Annotated in this window: 16 protein-coding genes; 10 read left to right on the forward strand and 6 right to left on the reverse strand. The window is 36.2% G+C overall.

The window, feature by feature from the left end; translation table 11 throughout:
- Positions 1-52: 52 nt before the first annotated feature.
- The 7 genes from OTK00_RS00365 to OTK00_RS00395 all read left to right on the forward strand — a co-directional run bounded on the left by OTK00_RS00365 (position 53) and on the right by OTK00_RS00395 (position 6,308).
- The gene (locus OTK00_RS00365) at positions 53-1,402 is read left to right on the forward strand and encodes a hypothetical protein (RefSeq protein ID WP_052670782.1); all 1,350 of its coding nucleotides are present in this window, start codon (positions 53-55) and stop codon (positions 1,400-1,402) included.
- Between the two features lie 28 nt (positions 1,403-1,430).
- Positions 1,431-2,099 (forward strand): PspA/IM30 family protein, encoded by a 669-nt coding sequence (locus OTK00_RS00370; RefSeq protein WP_045168558.1) that lies wholly within the window; start codon positions 1,431-1,433, stop codon positions 2,097-2,099.
- Between the two features lie 194 nt (positions 2,100-2,293).
- Positions 2,294-3,520: a SpoIIE family protein phosphatase gene (locus tag OTK00_RS00375; protein WP_268760799.1), complete on the forward strand. Its 1,227-nt coding sequence runs from the start codon at positions 2,294-2,296 to the stop codon at positions 3,518-3,520.
- A complete protein-coding gene (spoIID, locus tag OTK00_RS00380; protein ID WP_045168557.1) occupies positions 3,489-4,589 on the forward strand; it encodes a stage II sporulation protein D in 1,101 nt (366 codons plus the stop codon). Before OTK00_RS00375 ends, spoIID begins: the two co-directional genes overlap by 32 nt.
- Before the next feature lie 29 nt (positions 4,590-4,618).
- Positions 4,619-5,020 carry a hypothetical protein gene (locus tag OTK00_RS00385; protein ID WP_045168556.1) on the forward strand — a complete coding sequence of 134 codons (402 nt, stop codon included), beginning with the start codon at positions 4,619-4,621 and terminating at the stop codon, positions 5,018-5,020.
- On the forward strand, positions 4,989-5,174 hold the full coding sequence (locus OTK00_RS00390) for a hypothetical protein (RefSeq protein ID WP_268760800.1): 186 nt from the start codon (positions 4,989-4,991) through the stop codon (positions 5,172-5,174). The genes OTK00_RS00385 and OTK00_RS00390 overlap by 32 nt, the downstream gene beginning before the upstream one ends.
- A gap of 198 nt (positions 5,175-5,372) precedes the next feature.
- On the forward strand, positions 5,373-6,308 hold the full coding sequence (locus tag OTK00_RS00395; RefSeq protein ID WP_045168554.1) for a DUF4097 family beta strand repeat-containing protein: 936 nt from the start codon (positions 5,373-5,375) through the stop codon (positions 6,306-6,308).
- Between the two features lie 80 nt (positions 6,309-6,388).
- Here the strand turns inward: OTK00_RS00395 and OTK00_RS00400 are convergent, their stop codons facing one another.
- Genes OTK00_RS00400 through mntA form a run of 3 tightly spaced genes read right to left on the reverse strand, consistent with a single transcriptional unit; the run spans position 6,389 to position 8,882 of the window.
- The gene (locus OTK00_RS00400) at positions 6,389-8,011 is read right to left on the reverse strand and encodes an NAD+ synthase (protein WP_045168553.1); all 1,623 of its coding nucleotides are present in this window, start codon (positions 8,009-8,011) and stop codon (positions 6,389-6,391) included.
- A 19-nt stretch (positions 8,012-8,030) separates the two neighbouring features.
- Positions 8,031-8,444, reverse strand: a complete 414-nt coding sequence (hepT, locus tag OTK00_RS00405; protein WP_045168552.1) for a type VII toxin-antitoxin system HepT family RNase toxin — start codon at positions 8,442-8,444, stop codon at positions 8,031-8,033.
- Between the two features lie 6 nt (positions 8,445-8,450).
- Complete coding sequence (gene mntA / locus OTK00_RS00410; protein ID WP_045170037.1) at positions 8,451-8,882, reverse strand: type VII toxin-antitoxin system MntA family adenylyltransferase antitoxin; 432 nt, start codon at positions 8,880-8,882, stop codon at positions 8,451-8,453.
- A 487-nt stretch (positions 8,883-9,369) separates the two neighbouring features.
- Here mntA and OTK00_RS00415 point away from each other — a divergent pair, with 487 nt between their 5' ends.
- A complete protein-coding gene (locus tag OTK00_RS00415; protein ID WP_045168551.1) occupies positions 9,370-9,927 on the forward strand; it encodes a hypothetical protein in 558 nt (185 codons plus the stop codon).
- A 169-nt stretch (positions 9,928-10,096) separates the two neighbouring features.
- Here the strand turns inward: OTK00_RS00415 and OTK00_RS00420 are convergent, their stop codons facing one another.
- Both OTK00_RS00420 and OTK00_RS00425 read right to left on the reverse strand, forming a co-directional pair.
- Complete coding sequence (locus OTK00_RS00420) at positions 10,097-10,798, reverse strand: SurA N-terminal domain-containing protein (RefSeq protein ID WP_045168550.1); 702 nt, start codon at positions 10,796-10,798, stop codon at positions 10,097-10,099.
- Between the two features lie 21 nt (positions 10,799-10,819).
- A complete protein-coding gene (locus OTK00_RS00425; RefSeq protein WP_045168549.1) occupies positions 10,820-11,350 on the reverse strand; it encodes a hypothetical protein in 531 nt (176 codons plus the stop codon).
- Positions 11,351-11,647: 297 nt separating this feature from the next.
- On the opposite strand from OTK00_RS00425, the gene OTK00_RS00430 reads away from it, so the two are divergent.
- On the forward strand, positions 11,648-14,092 hold the full coding sequence (locus tag OTK00_RS00430; RefSeq protein ID WP_045168548.1) for a beta-mannosidase: 2,445 nt from the start codon (positions 11,648-11,650) through the stop codon (positions 14,090-14,092).
- 202 nt (positions 14,093-14,294) lie between these two features.
- Positions 14,295-16,130, forward strand: a complete 1,836-nt coding sequence (locus OTK00_RS00435; protein ID WP_045168547.1) for a glycoside hydrolase family 15 protein — start codon at positions 14,295-14,297, stop codon at positions 16,128-16,130.
- Between the two features lie 119 nt (positions 16,131-16,249).
- Here the strand turns inward: OTK00_RS00435 and OTK00_RS00440 are convergent, their stop codons facing one another.
- A complete protein-coding gene (locus tag OTK00_RS00440; protein WP_045168546.1) occupies positions 16,250-17,635 on the reverse strand; it encodes an AAA family ATPase in 1,386 nt (461 codons plus the stop codon).
- Positions 17,636-17,815 lie beyond the last annotated feature (180 nt).

The following is a 17,815-nucleotide window of genomic DNA, read 5'->3' on the forward strand; positions in this document are numbered from 1 at the left end:
CCTGAAAGTTTGGGATATTTCTCAGTTTGCGAAAAAGAGAGGATTTGAAAATATGTGGGGTGGTTTTTACTTTGAATTTTCAAAAGGCTTTGCAGAGGCAATTTCTGCATACCTTTTTAGAGCCTTTCTGATACTTGTTCTGGCTGTTTTTGTGGTTGCTATTACTATTTTTGTTGTTAGAAGGATGAAAAATAAAAAGGCTGAAAAGCTGAATATTGAAAAAAATCTGCATCTTGTTGATGAGTATTTTAAGAATATCTCAGACAGGATTTTACAGGCAGAAGAGAAGCTGCCGTATCTTAAGCTTACTGATAATTACAAAGAGGTTGAGGAGAGGTTTAACAATGTTACCCTGAACTTTTCCTATCTTCGTGATTATTATCAGGGCATAAAAAGTAGCTATACAGATAGTGAGTTTGAAACTTTTATGAACATTTACAGTATACTGAAAAGTGACCTTGAGTTTATTGAAAAGGTTTTGAGAGAATCAGAGGAGATTTTGAAAAAGGAGATAGAAAAGAAAGAGAGGATTGACAGAGTCCTTGAGTCTGTCAAAAACAAAAAAGAACTGAAGGATAGAATAAAAAAGGTTTATGAAAATGTGTATTCGGATGCTGTTTTGGAAGAGAAATTGGAGGGTATAAAAAGACTTGATGAGAAGATAGAGTATTACAAAAGCCTTGATAGCAAAAAAGAAGAGTACATTGCAAATTTGATTAATATTGTGAACAAAGAGTTTGAAGAGAAGTATCCGCTTATTCTTTCAAAGGATGCTTTTGAGGCGGAAGCATTGAAAAGAGAGTATGACGAGCTTCTGGCAAGGCTGAAAATTGCAAATGGTGCAGACAGAATAGTGCTTATAGAGGATTTTTTAGAAAATCTTTCTAAAAAGTTTGCTGCTCTTTACACAGCAAAAGATGACCGCAGCGCTGTGGATGATATTCTTGAAACATTTTCTGCACTGAAAAGCAAGTATGACAGTATAGGCATGAGGTTTTACAGGATTGACTTGAAAATAGGCGAGATTGAAGAACTTATTCAGAGAAAAGAGAAAAAAGAGGTGATTGAAAAAGAGCTTGAGATTTTGAAGATGCTGATAACAAATTTTGAAAAGGATGTTTATGAGTGCAAAAGGATGTATGACAGTTTGGCAAATTTTGTGCAAAATATCGCCAAAAGCAGCCATTTTGCCTCCGAGTTTGTGGTATTAAATAGCTATATGGATGAATTGGGGAGGCTTTTGTATGAATGCGAATTTGAAAAATTCAAAAAACTGTACCTTGAGGCAGAACAGAAGGCAAAGAGCATAGTTTTCAAAAAGTTCCCCTGGAGAAAGGGTGATTTTCTGACAGGGTCTTTTAAGGATTTCTTTGATAATCTATTTAACCTTCTTGGAAAATAAAAATTTGGTTTGCAGGAGGTAGGTAAAAATGGGTGTTTTTCAGAAGATAGCACAGCTTCTAAAGGCCAATATAAACGACCTTATTGAGAAGGCTGCTGATCCCGAAAAGATGCTGAACCAGTTGATTGAGGACATGGAGGACCAGCTGCAAAAGGCAAGGGTTGAGGTTGCAAACGCTCTGGCAGACGAGAAGCTTCTGGAAAAGAAAGTGGAAGAGAACAAAAAGCTTGCCGATGAGTGGCAGAAAAAGGCTGAATTTGCTGTGGCAAAAGGTGAGGATGAGCTTGCTGTTGAAGCTCTCAAAAGAAAGAGGGAATATGAGAGGCTTGCACAGGAATATCAAAAACAGTATGAAGCACAGCATGAAGCAGTTGAGAAGCTCAAAAGCGGGCTTAGGATGCTTGAGGACAAGATTGAAGAGGCAAAGAGAAGAAGAGACTTGCTCATTGCCAGATCAAAAAGAGCCGATGCTCAGATGACCATCACACAGACCATGAGCAAGCTGACGGATACATCTGCCTTCGAGTCGTTTGAAAGGTATGCCCAGAAGATAGAGCAAAAAGAGGCAAGGGCACAGGCGCAAGAGGAGCTTCTAAGCGCATCAAAAACCTTAGAGGATAGGTTCAAAGAGCTTGAAAACAGCGACTCTGATATTCTGGATGAGCTTCAGAAACTAAAGGAAAAGATGGGCAAGTAAGATTCAAGATAAATATATTCTTGAGAGGCATGGGACAAATTTGAACCCGTGCCTTTTTGTTTTTTTGGGGCATATTTTTAAATTTTGTCGGAAAAAATTTTTAGTAAACTCTGCTATTGCAACATAAAATACCACCGACTGTGGTGTAAATTTTATGTTGCACAAAAGCAAAAACAAAAAAGAGAGGAGATGGGTTGGCTTTGGAAAGAATTGAAGTTTTGCAGTTTAAAAGGCAGGGTTACAAAAGATCATTTAAAGAGGATTCAAAAGGACTTTATTTATTCGGGTTTGAAGAGTATCTCATTTTGATTCTGGCATTTTTGATGGGAAGGTGTGAGCTTTTTTCGACAGGCTTTTTTTCGAGCTCCTACATAGGCAGCTTTAAGAAAAAGGATTATATGTATTATTTGGCAGCAATGTTTTCCATCTTTGGGATTATATCAAGCCTGAACAGGTCTCTGATACTAAAATATGCTGCAAAAATGCTTGAAAGAGATTTAAAGCAGGACAGAGGTGCTGCAAGGGAAATAGAGCTTGAACTTTGCAAGTTTGGATATAATGTGAAAAATGTTGAGTTTGTGCAGCTTGAGGAATATTTCCGGGTGGAGATTGAACTGGAGGATGGTTTTAAAACACCCCGTAAAAAGGAGATAGAGGACATTGTTGAAAGAATAGCAGGGTGTGAGGTTGAGGTTGTCTCGGAGATTCCAAAACAGACAGGCGGGTATCAGCTCTGCCTTTTGAAAAAACCACATATAAATGTGGACTATGCAATATTTTCAAAGAGCAGAGATAACATAAACGGTGACAGGGTGTGCTTTTTGCAGCTCAAGGATGGCAAGTTTTTAGCCTGCATCTCGGATGGTATGGGTACCGGTAAGTCTGCTGCTGAAAACAGTTTTATTGTAATAGATGCGTTAAAAAAGTTTACTGATTTGGGGTTTGACAGAAAGGTTGCCATAAAATTTATAAACTCTCTTCTTTCTATGAAAAGCATTGAAGGGTTTGCCTCGGTTGATATTGTTTGTATAGACAGGTTCAGGAGCACATGCGAATTTTTAAAGGCAGGTGCAATGCCTGCATTTATAAAACGAGGAAGCAATGTCTTTGAGATTTCTTCCAGCTCACTGCCGGTTGGGGTTGAAGCAACATCCCAGTTTGATTATACTGTTCAAAAACTTCAAAAAGGTGATATGATATTTATGTGTTCGGACGGACTTTTTGACCTGCTGGGGGAAGATGGTCATAGAACTTTTTATGAATATCTCTGTTCTCATGAATTTTTATCAACACAGAGTGCGGGAAAGCAGATCTTTGAATGGGCACTCTCCAGTGCTTATGCAATCCGGGACGATGTGACCATAATTGTTTTGAAAGTCGGGGGTGCAGGTGAAAGGAGAAGTGATGAGAAGACAGCTTAAGAAGGCTTTTTTGATTGACACAATTTTTATGGCGGCTGCAGTGTTGCTTTTGCTGATTGCAAACATTGCTATGGCTTTAAAAAACACTGCCGCTCAAGATGACAGCAGCGCTTTTGGGTTTCAAACATCGGGTAAAGAAAATACAGAAAAAAGCTTTTTGATAAACTCTGAAAATGCTGAAAAAGCGGGAGTTGCAAAGGCAGAGATTTATATAAACCTGCTGAGAAAAGACACAAAAAAGGTTGAGAGGATGTCGCTTGAGGAGTATGTTGTGGGTGCTGTGGCTGCCGAGATGCCGGCTGAGTTTCCCATCGAAGCGCTGAAAGCTCAGGCTGTTGCGTGCAGAACCTATGCCATGCGTAAGGTTGCCAGAAAGCTTTTACATTCTGGATATGAAAGGCAGAAAGTTTATCTGTGTGATGATTTTGCACACTGCCAGGCATATATTGATAAAAATCAGATGAAACAGAAATGGGGTAAAAACTTTACAAAATATTACCAGAAACTCTGCTCTGCTGTGATGGCAACAAAAGGTGAGGTTCTTGTATACAATGGAGAGATTATAGATTGTCTTTTCCATGCAGCCTCTGGCGGCAGAACAGAGGATGCCAGAGAGGTGTTCGGACAGAGTATTCCATATTTAAAAAGTGTTGTTAGCCGCGGTGAAGAGGCTTGTCCAAAATTCAGTGGAGAGTTTTACTTTTCCTGTGATGAGTTTGTAAAAAGGCTAAAGAGTTTTTATCCCAACTTAAAATTGAGCGCAAAGGATATTGCATCGCAGGTTAAAGTTTTACAGAGGACAAACACGCAGAGGGTGAAGATGGTAAAAGTAGGAAATATTAAAATAAGCGGTGAAAAATTCAGACAAATTTTTGGACTTTATTCGACAGAGTTCTGGATATATCCGCAGCAAAGCAGGATTGAGATAAGGACAAGAGGTTACGGGCATGGTTTGGGTATGAGCCAGTGGGGAGCGGGTTACCTTGCAAGGCAGGGCAAGAGCTATAAAGAGATTCTATTTTATTACTATAAAAATGTGAAAATTTATAGGGTAAAATTAAAAGTATAAGATTTTTGAAAAAGGGAGCAGGATACAAATTGAGATGTTATTTAACTTCCAGTGATGTCAGAACACTGAAAGAGTGCATAGAAAGGATAGGTCCGGACAGGTATGCAAAAGAATATCTTCTCAAAAAGATGATTTACCTGCACATATACATAGAAGACCTGACACCAACCCAGGCAAATATAATAAAACAGACAATGCTTTCCATTGGTTCTGATGCTGTTGTAAACAGGGGCTCAATAGACCACTCGGCAGATAGGTCAGACTGTCTTGTGTTTGGGAGCATTTTGCAGATAAAAAGGCTATGCGAAAAATTGAAAAGACAGCCGTTTAAACTCAAAGATCTGTCAGAGCAGATACAAAAGATTGTGGAGGGATTTGAAAATGATTGCCTTTATTCCGGTGGATCCAAAGAAGAAAAAGGTGATAGTTGAAAATGGTATCAACATAGAGAATGACTACAACAAGAAAATTGGGCTCCGGGGGGTCAATGTGAAGTGCATCTCGGGGTTTTTGAGCCCTGATCTGGTTTTAACAGACTTTGTTGCAATCCGTGTAAATACAGAAAATTCATATATAGCAAATTAAATATTCATCCAGGAAAACAGGTATACATGGACTGTTGAAATTTGACATTAAAATACCCCGGGAATTAGATAAGTATTAGATAAGTATAACAAAACTGCTTGGCATGGAGTATACATTTTGGATTATTTGTTATACAATATTGGTATAGACTTTGCACCTTTTTGTTTCCTTTCGCAAACTGAAGGGGGATTTTTCTTTATGAAACTTAGAATTCTCTTTGCACTTATTTTGGTTTTGTCTTTTCTAAGTGGCTGCAGAGACCAAAAAGCTTCTGTGAGGGAATATTCGAAAGAAGGAAGGTGGGAGATTCTAAATTTTGATGGCAGGGCATTTGTGCTTGACAGTGACAATGCAAATGTTATTATCAGAGGTAAAAAGGGGACAAAAGAAGCTACTATCAGATACATCAAAAAAGTAGTATGGAACGCTGATGACAAAACAGATCTTAAAAAAGAATTTTCAAAATCAGATCTTGAAAAGACCTTTGATGATATGGAGATAAAGCTTGAAAATGACCTTGACAGAGTATATATAAAAGCAAGAGCTTACAGCAGAGAGGCAATTTTGGAAAATACACTTTCAAACCCCAAAAAAAGCTTTGAGTTTGAGATCTACCTTCCCGAGAATAGCAAAATATTTGTCCAGAACAGCAATGGCAATGTGAGCATTTCTAAGATTCAGAGGGGTTCAATATACATAGTAAACGGAAAAGGCAACGTCACTGTGACCGATGCGAAAGCATCAATAGAGGTGAAAAATGGAGAGGGTAATGTGGCTCTTGACTATATATCTGGAAATTTTTCCATTAACAACGGCAATGGCAATATCAATCTTAAGGTAGAAAAAACAGGGACTTTCACTGTTACAGGCACAAAGGGGAACATAACTGCTAAAGTGGATGCGCTTGAAAGCTCCACAATGTCTTCTCTTATAACCTTGGGTGAAGGAGATATAAATTTCTTTGTAGGCAAAGATGTGAAAGCGCGCATAAAAGTCAATGCCAAGGGAAGACTTAAGTCAGATTTTAAAATGATAAGGGTTTCAGACTATCATTATATCAATATTGATTCGGGCATAAATTCAATTGAAATAGTAAATTACAAAGGTAATATAAGAGTTGCAAAGGATTATTAAAAAAGCCCCCGGCTCTCTGGAGAAAAACAATTTTAAGATAAGCTCACCCAAAGAGAGAGGGGCTTTTTTATTTTTAAACTTTATACCCATCTCTGGGCAATTGGCATGCGTCGACCTGTACCAAATGCTTTTGATGTCACCTTCAAACCCGGTGCAGCTTGTCTTCGCTTGTACTCTGATCTTTCTACCATCCTGATAATCTTTAAAACAAGCTCTCTTGGATAGCCCATCTGCACTATTTCATCAACGCTTTTCAGATCTTCAATATATGCAACCAAAATCGGGTCCAGAACCTCATAGGGCGGGAGGCTATCTGTGTCTTTCTGGTTTGGTCGAAGCTCTGCAGACGGTGGTTTTACCAGAACGCTGTGTGGTATTATTTCCCTTTCCCTGTTTATATACTTTGCAAGCTCATACACAAGCATTTTTGGCAAATCTGATATAACCGCAAGCCCGCCTGCCATATCACCGTAAAGTGTGCAGTATCCAACCGCAAGCTCGGACTTGTTGCCTGTTGTAAGAACAAGCCTGTTTTCCCTGTTTGATATAAACATGAGGATGTTTCCGCGAATTCGTGCCTGTATATTTTCCTCTGCAAGGTCCTGCAGGGGCGTTTCGCTTAGGTTGAACATCCTGAGGTATGCCCTGAAGACATCTTCAATTGGGTATACCCTGAACTCAATTCCAAGGTTCTCTGCCAGGATTTTTGCATCTTTTATACTGTGCTCTGAAGAGTAGCGCGAGGGCATAGAAACGCCCAGGACGTTTTCTCTTCCCAGCGCTTCAACAGCTAAGCAGCACACAACCGATGAGTCAATCCCGCCGGAAAGTCCCACCACTGCCTTTTTAGCAGCGCCTGTCTTTTCAAAGTAATCTTTTATACCAAGCACCAGAGCTTTTTTTATCCATGAAATATCTTCATGTATTTCAATCTCAGGCATTTTGTCAATATTTTCAAGTTCAACCTCTACTATGTCCTCTTCAAACTCATTTGCTTTTGCTTTAATCTTTCCGCTTGAGCTTACCACTGTACTGTTTCCATCGAATATCAGCTCATCGTTTCCACCAACCTGGTTCACATATATAACAGGAACTCCAAATTTTATAGCAGCATCCTTCAAAACTTTCAGTCTCTGGGTTTCAAGTTTTGTGTAGTGGTAGGGTGATGCAGAAAGGTTTATAAACACCCTTGCACCTTTTGAGTACAGCTCATCCAGAACATTTATATCATACATTGCATTTTCATCGTTGTTTATATTCCAGATATCCTCGCATATGCTTATGCCAAAGTTTATTCCTTCAATTGTTACAACCTCTCTTGCTGGGCTTGGGACAAAATACCTGTTTTCATCAAATACATCGTAGGAGGGCAGTAGTGTTTTGTGTATGATCTTTTCTATTTTGCCCTGATGAAAAATAATGGCGCTGTTGAAAAGCTTTGAAACATGATGGCTCTTTGTAGGTGCGCCAACAATTACAAAGCTATCCTCCACTTCCTTTGCAATTTTATCTATTGCCCTGTCAATTGCAGCTATAAAATCCTTTTGAAACAGAAGGTCTTTTGGCGGGTATCCGCAGATTGCAAGCTCGGGGAATATTAGAACTTTTGCCTCTCTGTGTGATTTTACAATTTCAATTATCTTTTTTGTGTTGCCTTCAATATCGCCAACAATGGGGTTTATCTGACAGAGCAAAATCTTCATATTTTCCACCTTCTTTTGTTTAAATATACTCTGAAATTGTATCAACAAGATCTTCAAAATCACTTAAATTATTGACTATGATTTCATAAACAATTTCTCTGTTTATTTTTGCATAATCATGCACAAGAATATTTCTGAAACCAGCCATTTTTGAAAATTTTTCAAACTGCGTTCTGGTAATAATGTTGTTTTCAAAAAGTACCTTAAAAATGTCTTTATAGTTTTCCGGTTTTCGCAGACGCAAATCGGAAATTATATGATTACAAATGTCAAAAATAGCTTCCATTGCAAGATGTAAAAATCTTTCTGCAGAACCGTATACAAATTTATTTGTAATATATTCTTCTTTTGGGATTTTCCGAATTTCTTTCAAAAAGTCAATATACTCTTTGAGCTGTGATATTTTAGATAAAATTACATCTCTTTTCACCATAAAAAGTCACCTTCTGAAAAATTCTTTATTTTTTATACTTTCAAGTATTTTCTGATTATAAATCTCAGAATAATAGCTAAAATCAAAATACTCCCTGAGGACACTTGCTTCAAATGAAATTCTTTCTTCATGGTCTTTTAGAATTATCCCATCCTTGATTATGCTGTACTTTAAAAAAATACTGGCATTTTTTAAATTGACAATGTCAACATCTCTTTTAAACAAAGCTTTTCCCTCTTCCATCAAAAATCCTCTCAATACTGCATCCTCGAGCTCAGGGATGTCTTTTTCAAACATAACTGCGATGTCAATATCGCTCATGTTGTTAAATGTCCCTTTTGCAAATGAACCAAACAAATATGCAAACTTTATCGCATATTCTTTGTTTATTTTTTCAACAAACTCTTTTGCCAGGTTTATCACTTTTTCTTGCTCCATTGCTACCATTCACACAGCTTTTTTCAAACTCTTTCATAAAATTATATCACAAAAAAGAAAAAAGAGCTTTTGTTTTTGATGTTCTTTCATTCAGCAATTTTAAGCCATATTAACTGATTTTGTTTGCAATTAAAAAAAGCACCTGTTTTTATGTCTTCAAAGTTTTAGGAGGTTGGGTGCTTGCGTAAATTAAAGATGATTTAACATGCTTTTAATGAAGAAAAAATAGTAAAAAGCATATTTATCTGGCTACTGGTAGCATGTTTTTGTAGCGTTGTTACATTGATTTAATTTTTTCATTTTGGTATAATTTTTGTCAAAGTAAAAAAATATTTATATTGATATGTCAAATATGATGGATTACACCTATGGTGGGACAAAATCTATACTTCATCTTTGGAATACACATGCAAATAATTTCTGATTTGATACATTGCAAATTTTGTTTTTACAGATTTAATTAAGGATAAGGGTGGTTAGATTTAAAATGAAAAAAAGTATTATATTAACAGCATTGTTATTACTTTTTTGCATTTTGTTGCTTCTATCTTTTAATCAGTACAGGATGGCAGCCAGCAAGATTAATAATTATTTTTCTTTTTCTACCAGAAACTATTATTCAGAATTGGAAAAGTCATTTGCCTTGATAACAAACCTTATGCAGGTTATTGATTCTTCAGATACTCAGGGAATAGCAACATATCTTGAAAGCTTAAATAATAGCATGATTAGATTGTCCCTGATTATGGAAAGTCTTTCTTGTTATTTTGATTGTGAGAATGCTGGTGGTCTTATTACTGGTGATTTTCCGGCATCTTTATTATTTGAAAAATATGCAGAAAAGGTATACGAAATGGAGAGATTTGTTCTTAGCCAGCCCAAACTTAGTAAAGAACAAATCAATGAATTAAAAAACAAATTGACATTATTGAAAAATGACATTGTTATTTTTAAGAGTTTGAATGTTAACAAAAATATGTCAGCCAAGAAGATTAACTCAATTTTAAGTTTATTGGCAGAAAAGTTAAAATTTTTGAATGAATAATTTGGAAAGATATAATAATAAATATATAGCAAACAAAAAGGGTTGGGGAAAATTTAAGATCCAACCCTTTTTTAAATTGTAAGCAATTTTGTGCAGAAGACAAACAAAGATTTACTGAAGGAATTATAAACTTGTTTGGATTTTTCATGTAATTTTTATAGATAGATTCTTAACTCAGAACTTCAATTTTAGAATTTGCTTTAAGCCTGTTTTTAAAATCATTTAAATATTGATTTATTTCTTCAGCTGTAGCGTTTGGATGCTCCTTTATATATTCATCAGTTTTTGCTTTTAAATATTTACTTATGGTTAAAATTTCCTGATAAGCACCTATTACTTTTTCATTAAATTCATTTGCTGGGAATTGAGTTTTGTACGTATCCAGCAATTCCCTTGCTTGTTTAGCACTTTCAATATCGCCTTTTATTTTTCCATTTAAAATATCATCTATTGTGTTTTTTACGCTATTAAAGTAAGCTTCAGCTTCTTCCTTTGATACAAGAAAACCCTCTTTTTTTGCAGACTCCATTAAAACTTTCCTTTCTATGAGTTCATCGAGAAGTTCTTTTTTAGTTTTTTGGTGAGGTGTAACAAAAGCATTTTGTTTGTTTACTGAACCCAATTTTAATTGATTCTCGAATCGAATCTTTTCATATAATTCAGCAATGTCAAGGTCCTTTTTGTAAATGGGAATACCATCAACTTTAGCGATTATGTCTTTGTTGTTGCTTTTTTCTATCTCCAATGTCTTTTTAACTGTGTAAGACAGGCTGTCCTCGCCTGACGTAACCATGTTTTTAAGCCAGAATCCAGAGACAACCGCTATTAACAAGGTCAATGTTAAGAATATATAGATTTTTTTCTTTTTCATAAATATCACCTCCTAATTGTATCAGTAATAAATACTAAATGTTATCCAACTATTAATGGCTGCATCAAAATACAAATAGGTAGTTCCTTGTACATTCCAAGAATCAGTAATAGGATTATATAAGTAATTGCATTTTCTATAACCATATTTGTATAGATCTGAGCTTGGAACAATTGCAGGACCATATGTCAACTGTGAACCAGAAAAACTATTAATAAGACTTCCATTGCGATAGCAGCTTAAATTAGTTAGGCCAAGAACCTGCCAGCAACCAGTTAGATAGAATAAATCTCTTCCATTGTGTGCAATAATGCAAAGATCCAATTGTGTTACATAACGTTGTGTCGACGAAGTTTGATTATAGCGAAAACCAACACTGTTTGTCACTGCCTGAGTTACTGGAGCTGCTAAATTACCTCCTCTTAGTAGCCAGACAACTATTTTGGTCTCATCTTTGAACACAGGTACATCATAAGCTTTTGCTTGGCTTGAGGTAAGTAATAAAGAGATGCTTGTCAGGAAGGCAATCAAGTAAAAATGATACTTTTTCATTTTCTTCACCCCCAAATAGTTGTATTTATGTTTCAACTCCTATTATATGATGTAATGAAAATTATGTCAATATTTAAATAAAAAATCCTATAATTTATCAAATATCTTCCCTATCCTGCCTCTATCAAAAAAGTCATAAAGAATTTGTTGCTGATGCCAGAGGCTTATCATCTTTCACATTGACCATTTTCAAAAATTATGAGATAAAAAGCAAAATTAAGAGAAGATAAACAATAGTATTCATAGTATAATAAACAGAAGATGATAACTTATTGACGCAAACAGGGGGAGTTTTTGATGAAAATAAGCCTTGATGGAAAGTGGAAATTTAGAGAGGTAGGCAGCCTTGAATACCTGGATGGCACAGTTCCGGGGTGTGTTCAGCTTGATTTGATCAACCTTGGAAGGCTTCCTGACCCGTTTTACTCTTCAAATGAGGTTTTGTTCTACTCTTTGGAAGAAAAAGATTTTGAATATGTAAAGGAGTTTTATGTTGAAAATCTTGATAGGTATCAGGTTAGAAAACTTGTGTTTGAAGGGATTGACACAGTTGCCGATATCTATTTAAACCAGTATTACCTTGGAAGAGCAGAAAATATGTTTTTGAAGTATGAATTTGATGTGTCAACTGCTTTGAAAGAAGGTAAAAACACTTTAAAGGTGATTCTTTACTCTCCAATCAAAGAGGCGGAAAGGCTGAAAAAAGTTTATCAGTCAAAATATGACTATCCGCAAAGAAGCTGGATAAGAAAAGCTCAATACTCCTATGGCTGGGACTGGGGACCGCGGATTTTGCAGATGGGAATCTGGCGAAGTATATATTTGGAGCTTCACAATGGGCTTGAGATAGTGGATGAGTTTATCAAAACAGAGCACCTATCAGAAGACCTGGCAGTTGTTAAAGTTTTTGCAAGGATAAACTCATTTGAAAAGCCAGAAAGTGGTGAAATAGAAATCTCAGACGGGGCAGAAATCAAAAGACTTGAACCGCAAGTTTACAAGTCAAAAGAAGGGTACTTTATTGAAGAGAGGATTGAGATAGAAAATCCAAAGCTGTGGTTTCCAAATGGCTATGGTGAGGCGCACCTGTATACTTTTAAAATTGCGGTGAAAACCTCAAACGAAGTGGCAACAAAAGAGGTCACAACGGGTCTGAGGACTGTCAGGATTATAAAAGAAAAGGATGAATATGGCGAAAGCTTCATCTTTGAAATAAATGGCATTAAGGTGTTTGCAAAGGGTGCAAACTGGATACCTGCTGATTCTATCCTGCCAAGACTTACTGAAAATGACTACAAAGCTTTAATTAATATGGCAAAAGATGCAAACATGAACATGCTCAGGGTCTGGGGCGGCGGGATTTATGAGTATGACTGGTTTTATAATGAGTGTGACAGAAATGGTATAATGGTCTGGCAGGATTTCATGTTTGCTTGCAGCATATACCCTGATGAGTTTGACTTTTTTGTTGAGAATTTCAAAAAAGAGGCTGAGTACCAGATAAAACGCTTGAGGAACCACCCGTGCATAGTGCTGTGGTGTGGGAATAACGAAAACAACTGGGGTTTTAGAGACTGGTGGAACATAGGCGACCCGGAATTTCTGGGAAACAGAATTTACAAAAAGGTTTTACCGCAGATTCTATTAGAGCTTGATCCAACAAGACCATACCATATCTCAAGCCCGTACGGCGGTGAGCATCCAAACAGCGAAAAAGCTGGTGACAGGCACACATGGGATATCTGGTCTGGCTGGAAAGACTTTATTTACTACAAACATGACAATGCAAGATTTGTTTCTGAGTTTGGCTTTCAGGCAGCAGCGCATATTGATACAATGAAAAAGTACATTCCTCTAAAAGACCAGACAATCTTTTCAAAGGTGCTGAGAATGCACGAAAAACAGGATGAAGGTATAGAGAGGCTTATAAGGTACATGGCAGGCTGGGTAGGTCTTCCAAAAGACTTTGACTCATTTGTGTATATTTCACAGTTTGTTCAAAAAGAGGCTATAAAGCTTGCGGTTGAGCACTACAGGAAAAATAAATTCAGGACAGCAGGTGCACTTTACTGGCAGCTGAATGATTGCTGGCCGGTTATCTCATGGTCGTCAATAGACTATCTGAAAAGAAGAAAAGCACTTTACTATGAGTCAAAAAGAGTATTTTCAAAGTTTTTGCCGGCTATTGAGTATGAAAACGGCAGGCTAAAGGTAAAGGTTGTAAGTGACGATATTACTTCCAGAACAGGTGAGCTTTTGATTACCATCTGGGACTTTGATGGCAGAAAACATTTTGAGAGGGCTTTAAAGGTGAATATACCTGCAAATGATGTGACTCTGGCATTTGATGAAAAAATAGAAAATCTCAATGTTTTAAAAGGTGAGTATATATACATTCCGAAACAATTTGAAGCTACAATGATAGGGCACAGGGTTGACAGAGGGCTTTTGGAATCAATAGTATTTGTCAGCCTTATTGTGGATGGCAGGGAATATGAAAACTACTTTGTGTTTGATAAATTTATAAATCTTGAGCTAAAACCCTGCCAGTTTGAATACGAAATAAAGGATGATATGCTAATTTTAAGACCCAGAACACCGGCAGTTTGCCTGATAATTGAAGCAGACGGGGATGTTGAAAACAACTTCATATTTGCAAGACCTGAAAAGGAATACAAAATAGCTTTAAATGGCGCAAATGTCACAGAGGTTTGTGATTTGCTTGAGTGTTTGATAAGGTAAAAAAATCCTGATTCTGAAGTTTTACCCTTTGATGTTCCTTTGAAATATGCAGAAAATCAAAGGCGCATTAAAGGGTTTTTTTATTTACAAAATGCCAAATAAAATTGAGCAATTTGCTAATATTAAAGTTAGAAATGATTTGTTATAATAAAAATCTGAGCAAATGTTTGCATGAATTTTTTGAATAGAAAGAGGGATAACAGTGAGAAAACCGCACGTAGTAGAAGCCATAATAGGAAACACAAAGGTTTTGGGGCAGCTTGACTCAAACGGAATATTGCAAAGGTTTTATTATCCCGCTGTTGATTACTATCAGCAGATAAAGTTGTTTTTAGCAGCAGTTTTTTTGGATGGTCTTATCTTTTTCCAGAGAGAAGATTTTAAAAAAGCAAGCGGCTATAAGGATGATTTTGCATATTGCTTTGAATATGAAATTGGGAGCAGAAGGATATTTCAGCTTGATTTTGTTGACTTTCAGACAGACAGTCTTATAAGAAAATGGGACTGCAATTTTGAGGATTTTTATGTCTTTTTTGAACCTATGATAAACGAATATACTAACTTCAATGCGGCATTTGTAGACAGAGAAAATCAAATAATATACACTTATTACAGAGGCAGTTTTATTGCTCTTGGCTTTGAAAACAGGATTGTGAGTTTCACCGTTTCAAACGGAATTGATGATGCAAAGGACAATTTATTGGAGGGTGTTGAGAGAATAGCCAATCCGCAGATTGCTGTGAAGCTTGAAAATAAAGGTTCTGTTGTTGTATTTGTTGCATTTGGTGGCTCAAAAGAAGAGGTAAAAAACAAAATACTATTGCTGAAAAATAAGGGATTTTCAGAGATTTATGAACAGAACAAAGTTTTCTGGCAGAGAAAATTTGCCAGACTTGAATTTATAACCACCCAAGATGAAAGAGATTTGGAACTTCAAAAAAGAAGTGCACAGGTATTCTATCTTTTGCAGAACTCAAAAACAGGCGGGATTCTTGCTGCACCTGAAGTTGATGAGAGGTTTTACCACTGCGGTGGCTATGGTTTTGTATGGGGAAGGGATGCTGCATTCATCACAAGAGCCATGGATGGACTTGGTATGAAAGAAGAGGTGGAAAAGTTCTTTGAGTTTAAATTTGGCTGTCAGGAGGAAGGTGGATACTGGGACCAGAGGTATTACACAGATGGAAATTTGGCGCCGAGCTGGGGAGTTCAGATTGATGAGACAGCCTCTGTTGTATGGGGATTTTTGGAACATTGCGAGAAGCAGAATTCTCTTCATTTGGTTGATTTGTACAGAGATAAGCTGCAAAAAGCTCTGAGGTTTTTGCTGAATGCAACCGATGACAGGTTGGGGGTTGTGCTAAAAAGCTTTGACCTTTGGGAAGAAAGAGAGGGAATTCATCTTTACTCAAATGCAAGCATTTATGCCGCGCTGAAGAAAGCCAGCAAGTATTTTCCTGAACTTGAAAGTGAAATTGAAAAGAAGCTAAAGGCAATAAAAAATCAGACAGCCACAACATTTTACAGTCCCAGGCTTTTACGCTATGTAAGGTCAGCAGATGTTAGAATTTCAAAAAAAGAGTTTTTAAAACTTCCTGAAGAGAACAGGTATATTCAAAAGGATGAAAAATATGAGGTAACATACTATTTCAAAAAACAGGACGAGGTTGCTGATATATCAATACTTGGAGTATACTATCCGTTTGAAATGATAGATAGCAGCGATGAGGCTTTAAAAGGGGCTATTTTTGCTATTGAAAGAGAGTGCGAGAATAGAATTGTGGGTGGGTACAAGAGATATTCTGATGACAGATACATTGATGGGAATCCATGGATACTCACAACACTCTGGCTTGCAATTTACTACAAAAAGACAGGGAAGGTCGGCAAAGCAGAAGAGCTTTTTGAATGGGCAAAGGCGCACAGTTTGCCAAACGGGCTTTTTCCAGAGCAGGTTGATAAAGTAACCGGTCAGCCTGCCTGGGTTGTACCTCTGGCATGGTCTCATGCGATGTATGTGCTGTATCTTTACGAGTAAAATAAGCTGATAAAAACAAAGACCAGCTTGGTTGTTCTTTAAAGCAGCTGGTCTTTTTATATATTACACTTGATTGAAAGGTAGATATTTTTCAATTTGAGGTTGTTTTTAGCTGCAATTTATTCTTCAAAACTTTCAATCAAAATAATTCTGTCCTGGTGTTTGGCAAAATTTTTTAAATCATCGGTAAAGCCACTTTTTGAAAATAAAACATAGTACTTATTTTTCCATTCAAACATCATGCCTTTTTCAATTAAATCATTTAAAACTCTCATATCCACTTTCTGGTTCTGCCACTTGCACTCAGAGAATATGATGTTGTCCCTGTCATATGCAACAATGTCAATTTCCTCTTCGCGCTTTCTGTAAGGATTGTTTCCCCACCATTTGCCTATCCTCTCAAAAGTAAAAGGTAGTTTTTTTCTTTTATTCAATATTTTTAAATAATCCATGCAAATTTCTTCATATACCTCTCCAAGAAAATGATTCATAAAAGGCTTGATTTTGTTTTCTATGACCTCATCAAACATTCCTTGTTCTATCAGCATCTTGTTGGTAAAAACAAATCTATACCAGAATCTAAAAAAATTGTCCTTTAGTTTGTATATGCTTTTTCTGCTCTTTTCTTTTAGATCTAAAGGAGTTATCCTTTCAACTATTTTCAAGTCAATCAAAACTGAGAGATATTTTGCACATTTGTCTGTATCAATTCCTACTTTTGTCGATATTTCATTCAATTTGCTGTTACCTGTTGCTATTGCTTCAATTATTGAGTTGTAAATTGCAGGTTCTCTCAATTCCTGTCTCAAAAGCAGTTTTGGTTCTTCATAAAGATAAGATGATTTGTCCAGAATTTTCAGTTTTACGTTATCATATATATCTTTACTATCATCAAAATAGCTCAGATATTGTGGAATTCCGCCTAAAATTCCATATGCAATTACCTGGTTTTCAAAGTCATAATTAGGAAAAAACTTTCTGCTTTCAAAAAAGTTAAACGGCTCAACTATAAGCTGAGCAGTTCTTCTTCCATAAAGAGGGCTTTTATAGCTTAAAACTTCTTTTTCTATAAAACTTACAGAAGACCCACAAATAATCAGAAAAAGTTTGGTATTTTTTAAGTAATGATCTATCAAATTTTGTAGCAGCGAAGGGATAGCTTTATTTGAAGCAACCAGATAAGGAAACTCATCTATTACCAGCACCACACGGTTTAATTTGCTTTGCTCGGCTAAGAACAAAAAGGCTTTTTCCCAGTTTTCAAATTTACCAATAAAACCATTCATTCCAAAAAACGAAAGAATCTTTTCAGAAAAAGACTCCAAAGCAAGTCTGTCATTGTACTCCTCTGCCACAAAATAAATGGAAGGTTTATCTTTACAAAAATGTGTTAGTAGCGTTGTTTTTCCAACCCTTCTCCTTCCATATACAACAACAAAATGAAACCCATCATCATTATAAAGTCTACTCAGTGTTTCAAGTTCATACTCTCTTCCTACAAACATATTCAAAACACCAACCTTCGTCTGTATTTACTAACTCTAAAGTTAGTAACTCTGGAGTTAGTAAATCATGAGTTGGTTTTGATTTTATCATATTTTTTTATATGTGTAAACACCAGAAAATGAAAACCTTCAAGATTATCAAATTGAGTTAAATAACAAAATATCATTTATCAAAATGAA

Source organism: Caldicellulosiruptor morganii, from assembly GCF_026810225.1.
Classification (GTDB): Bacteria; Bacillota; Thermoanaerobacteria; order Caldicellulosiruptorales; family Caldicellulosiruptoraceae; genus Caldicellulosiruptor; species Caldicellulosiruptor morganii.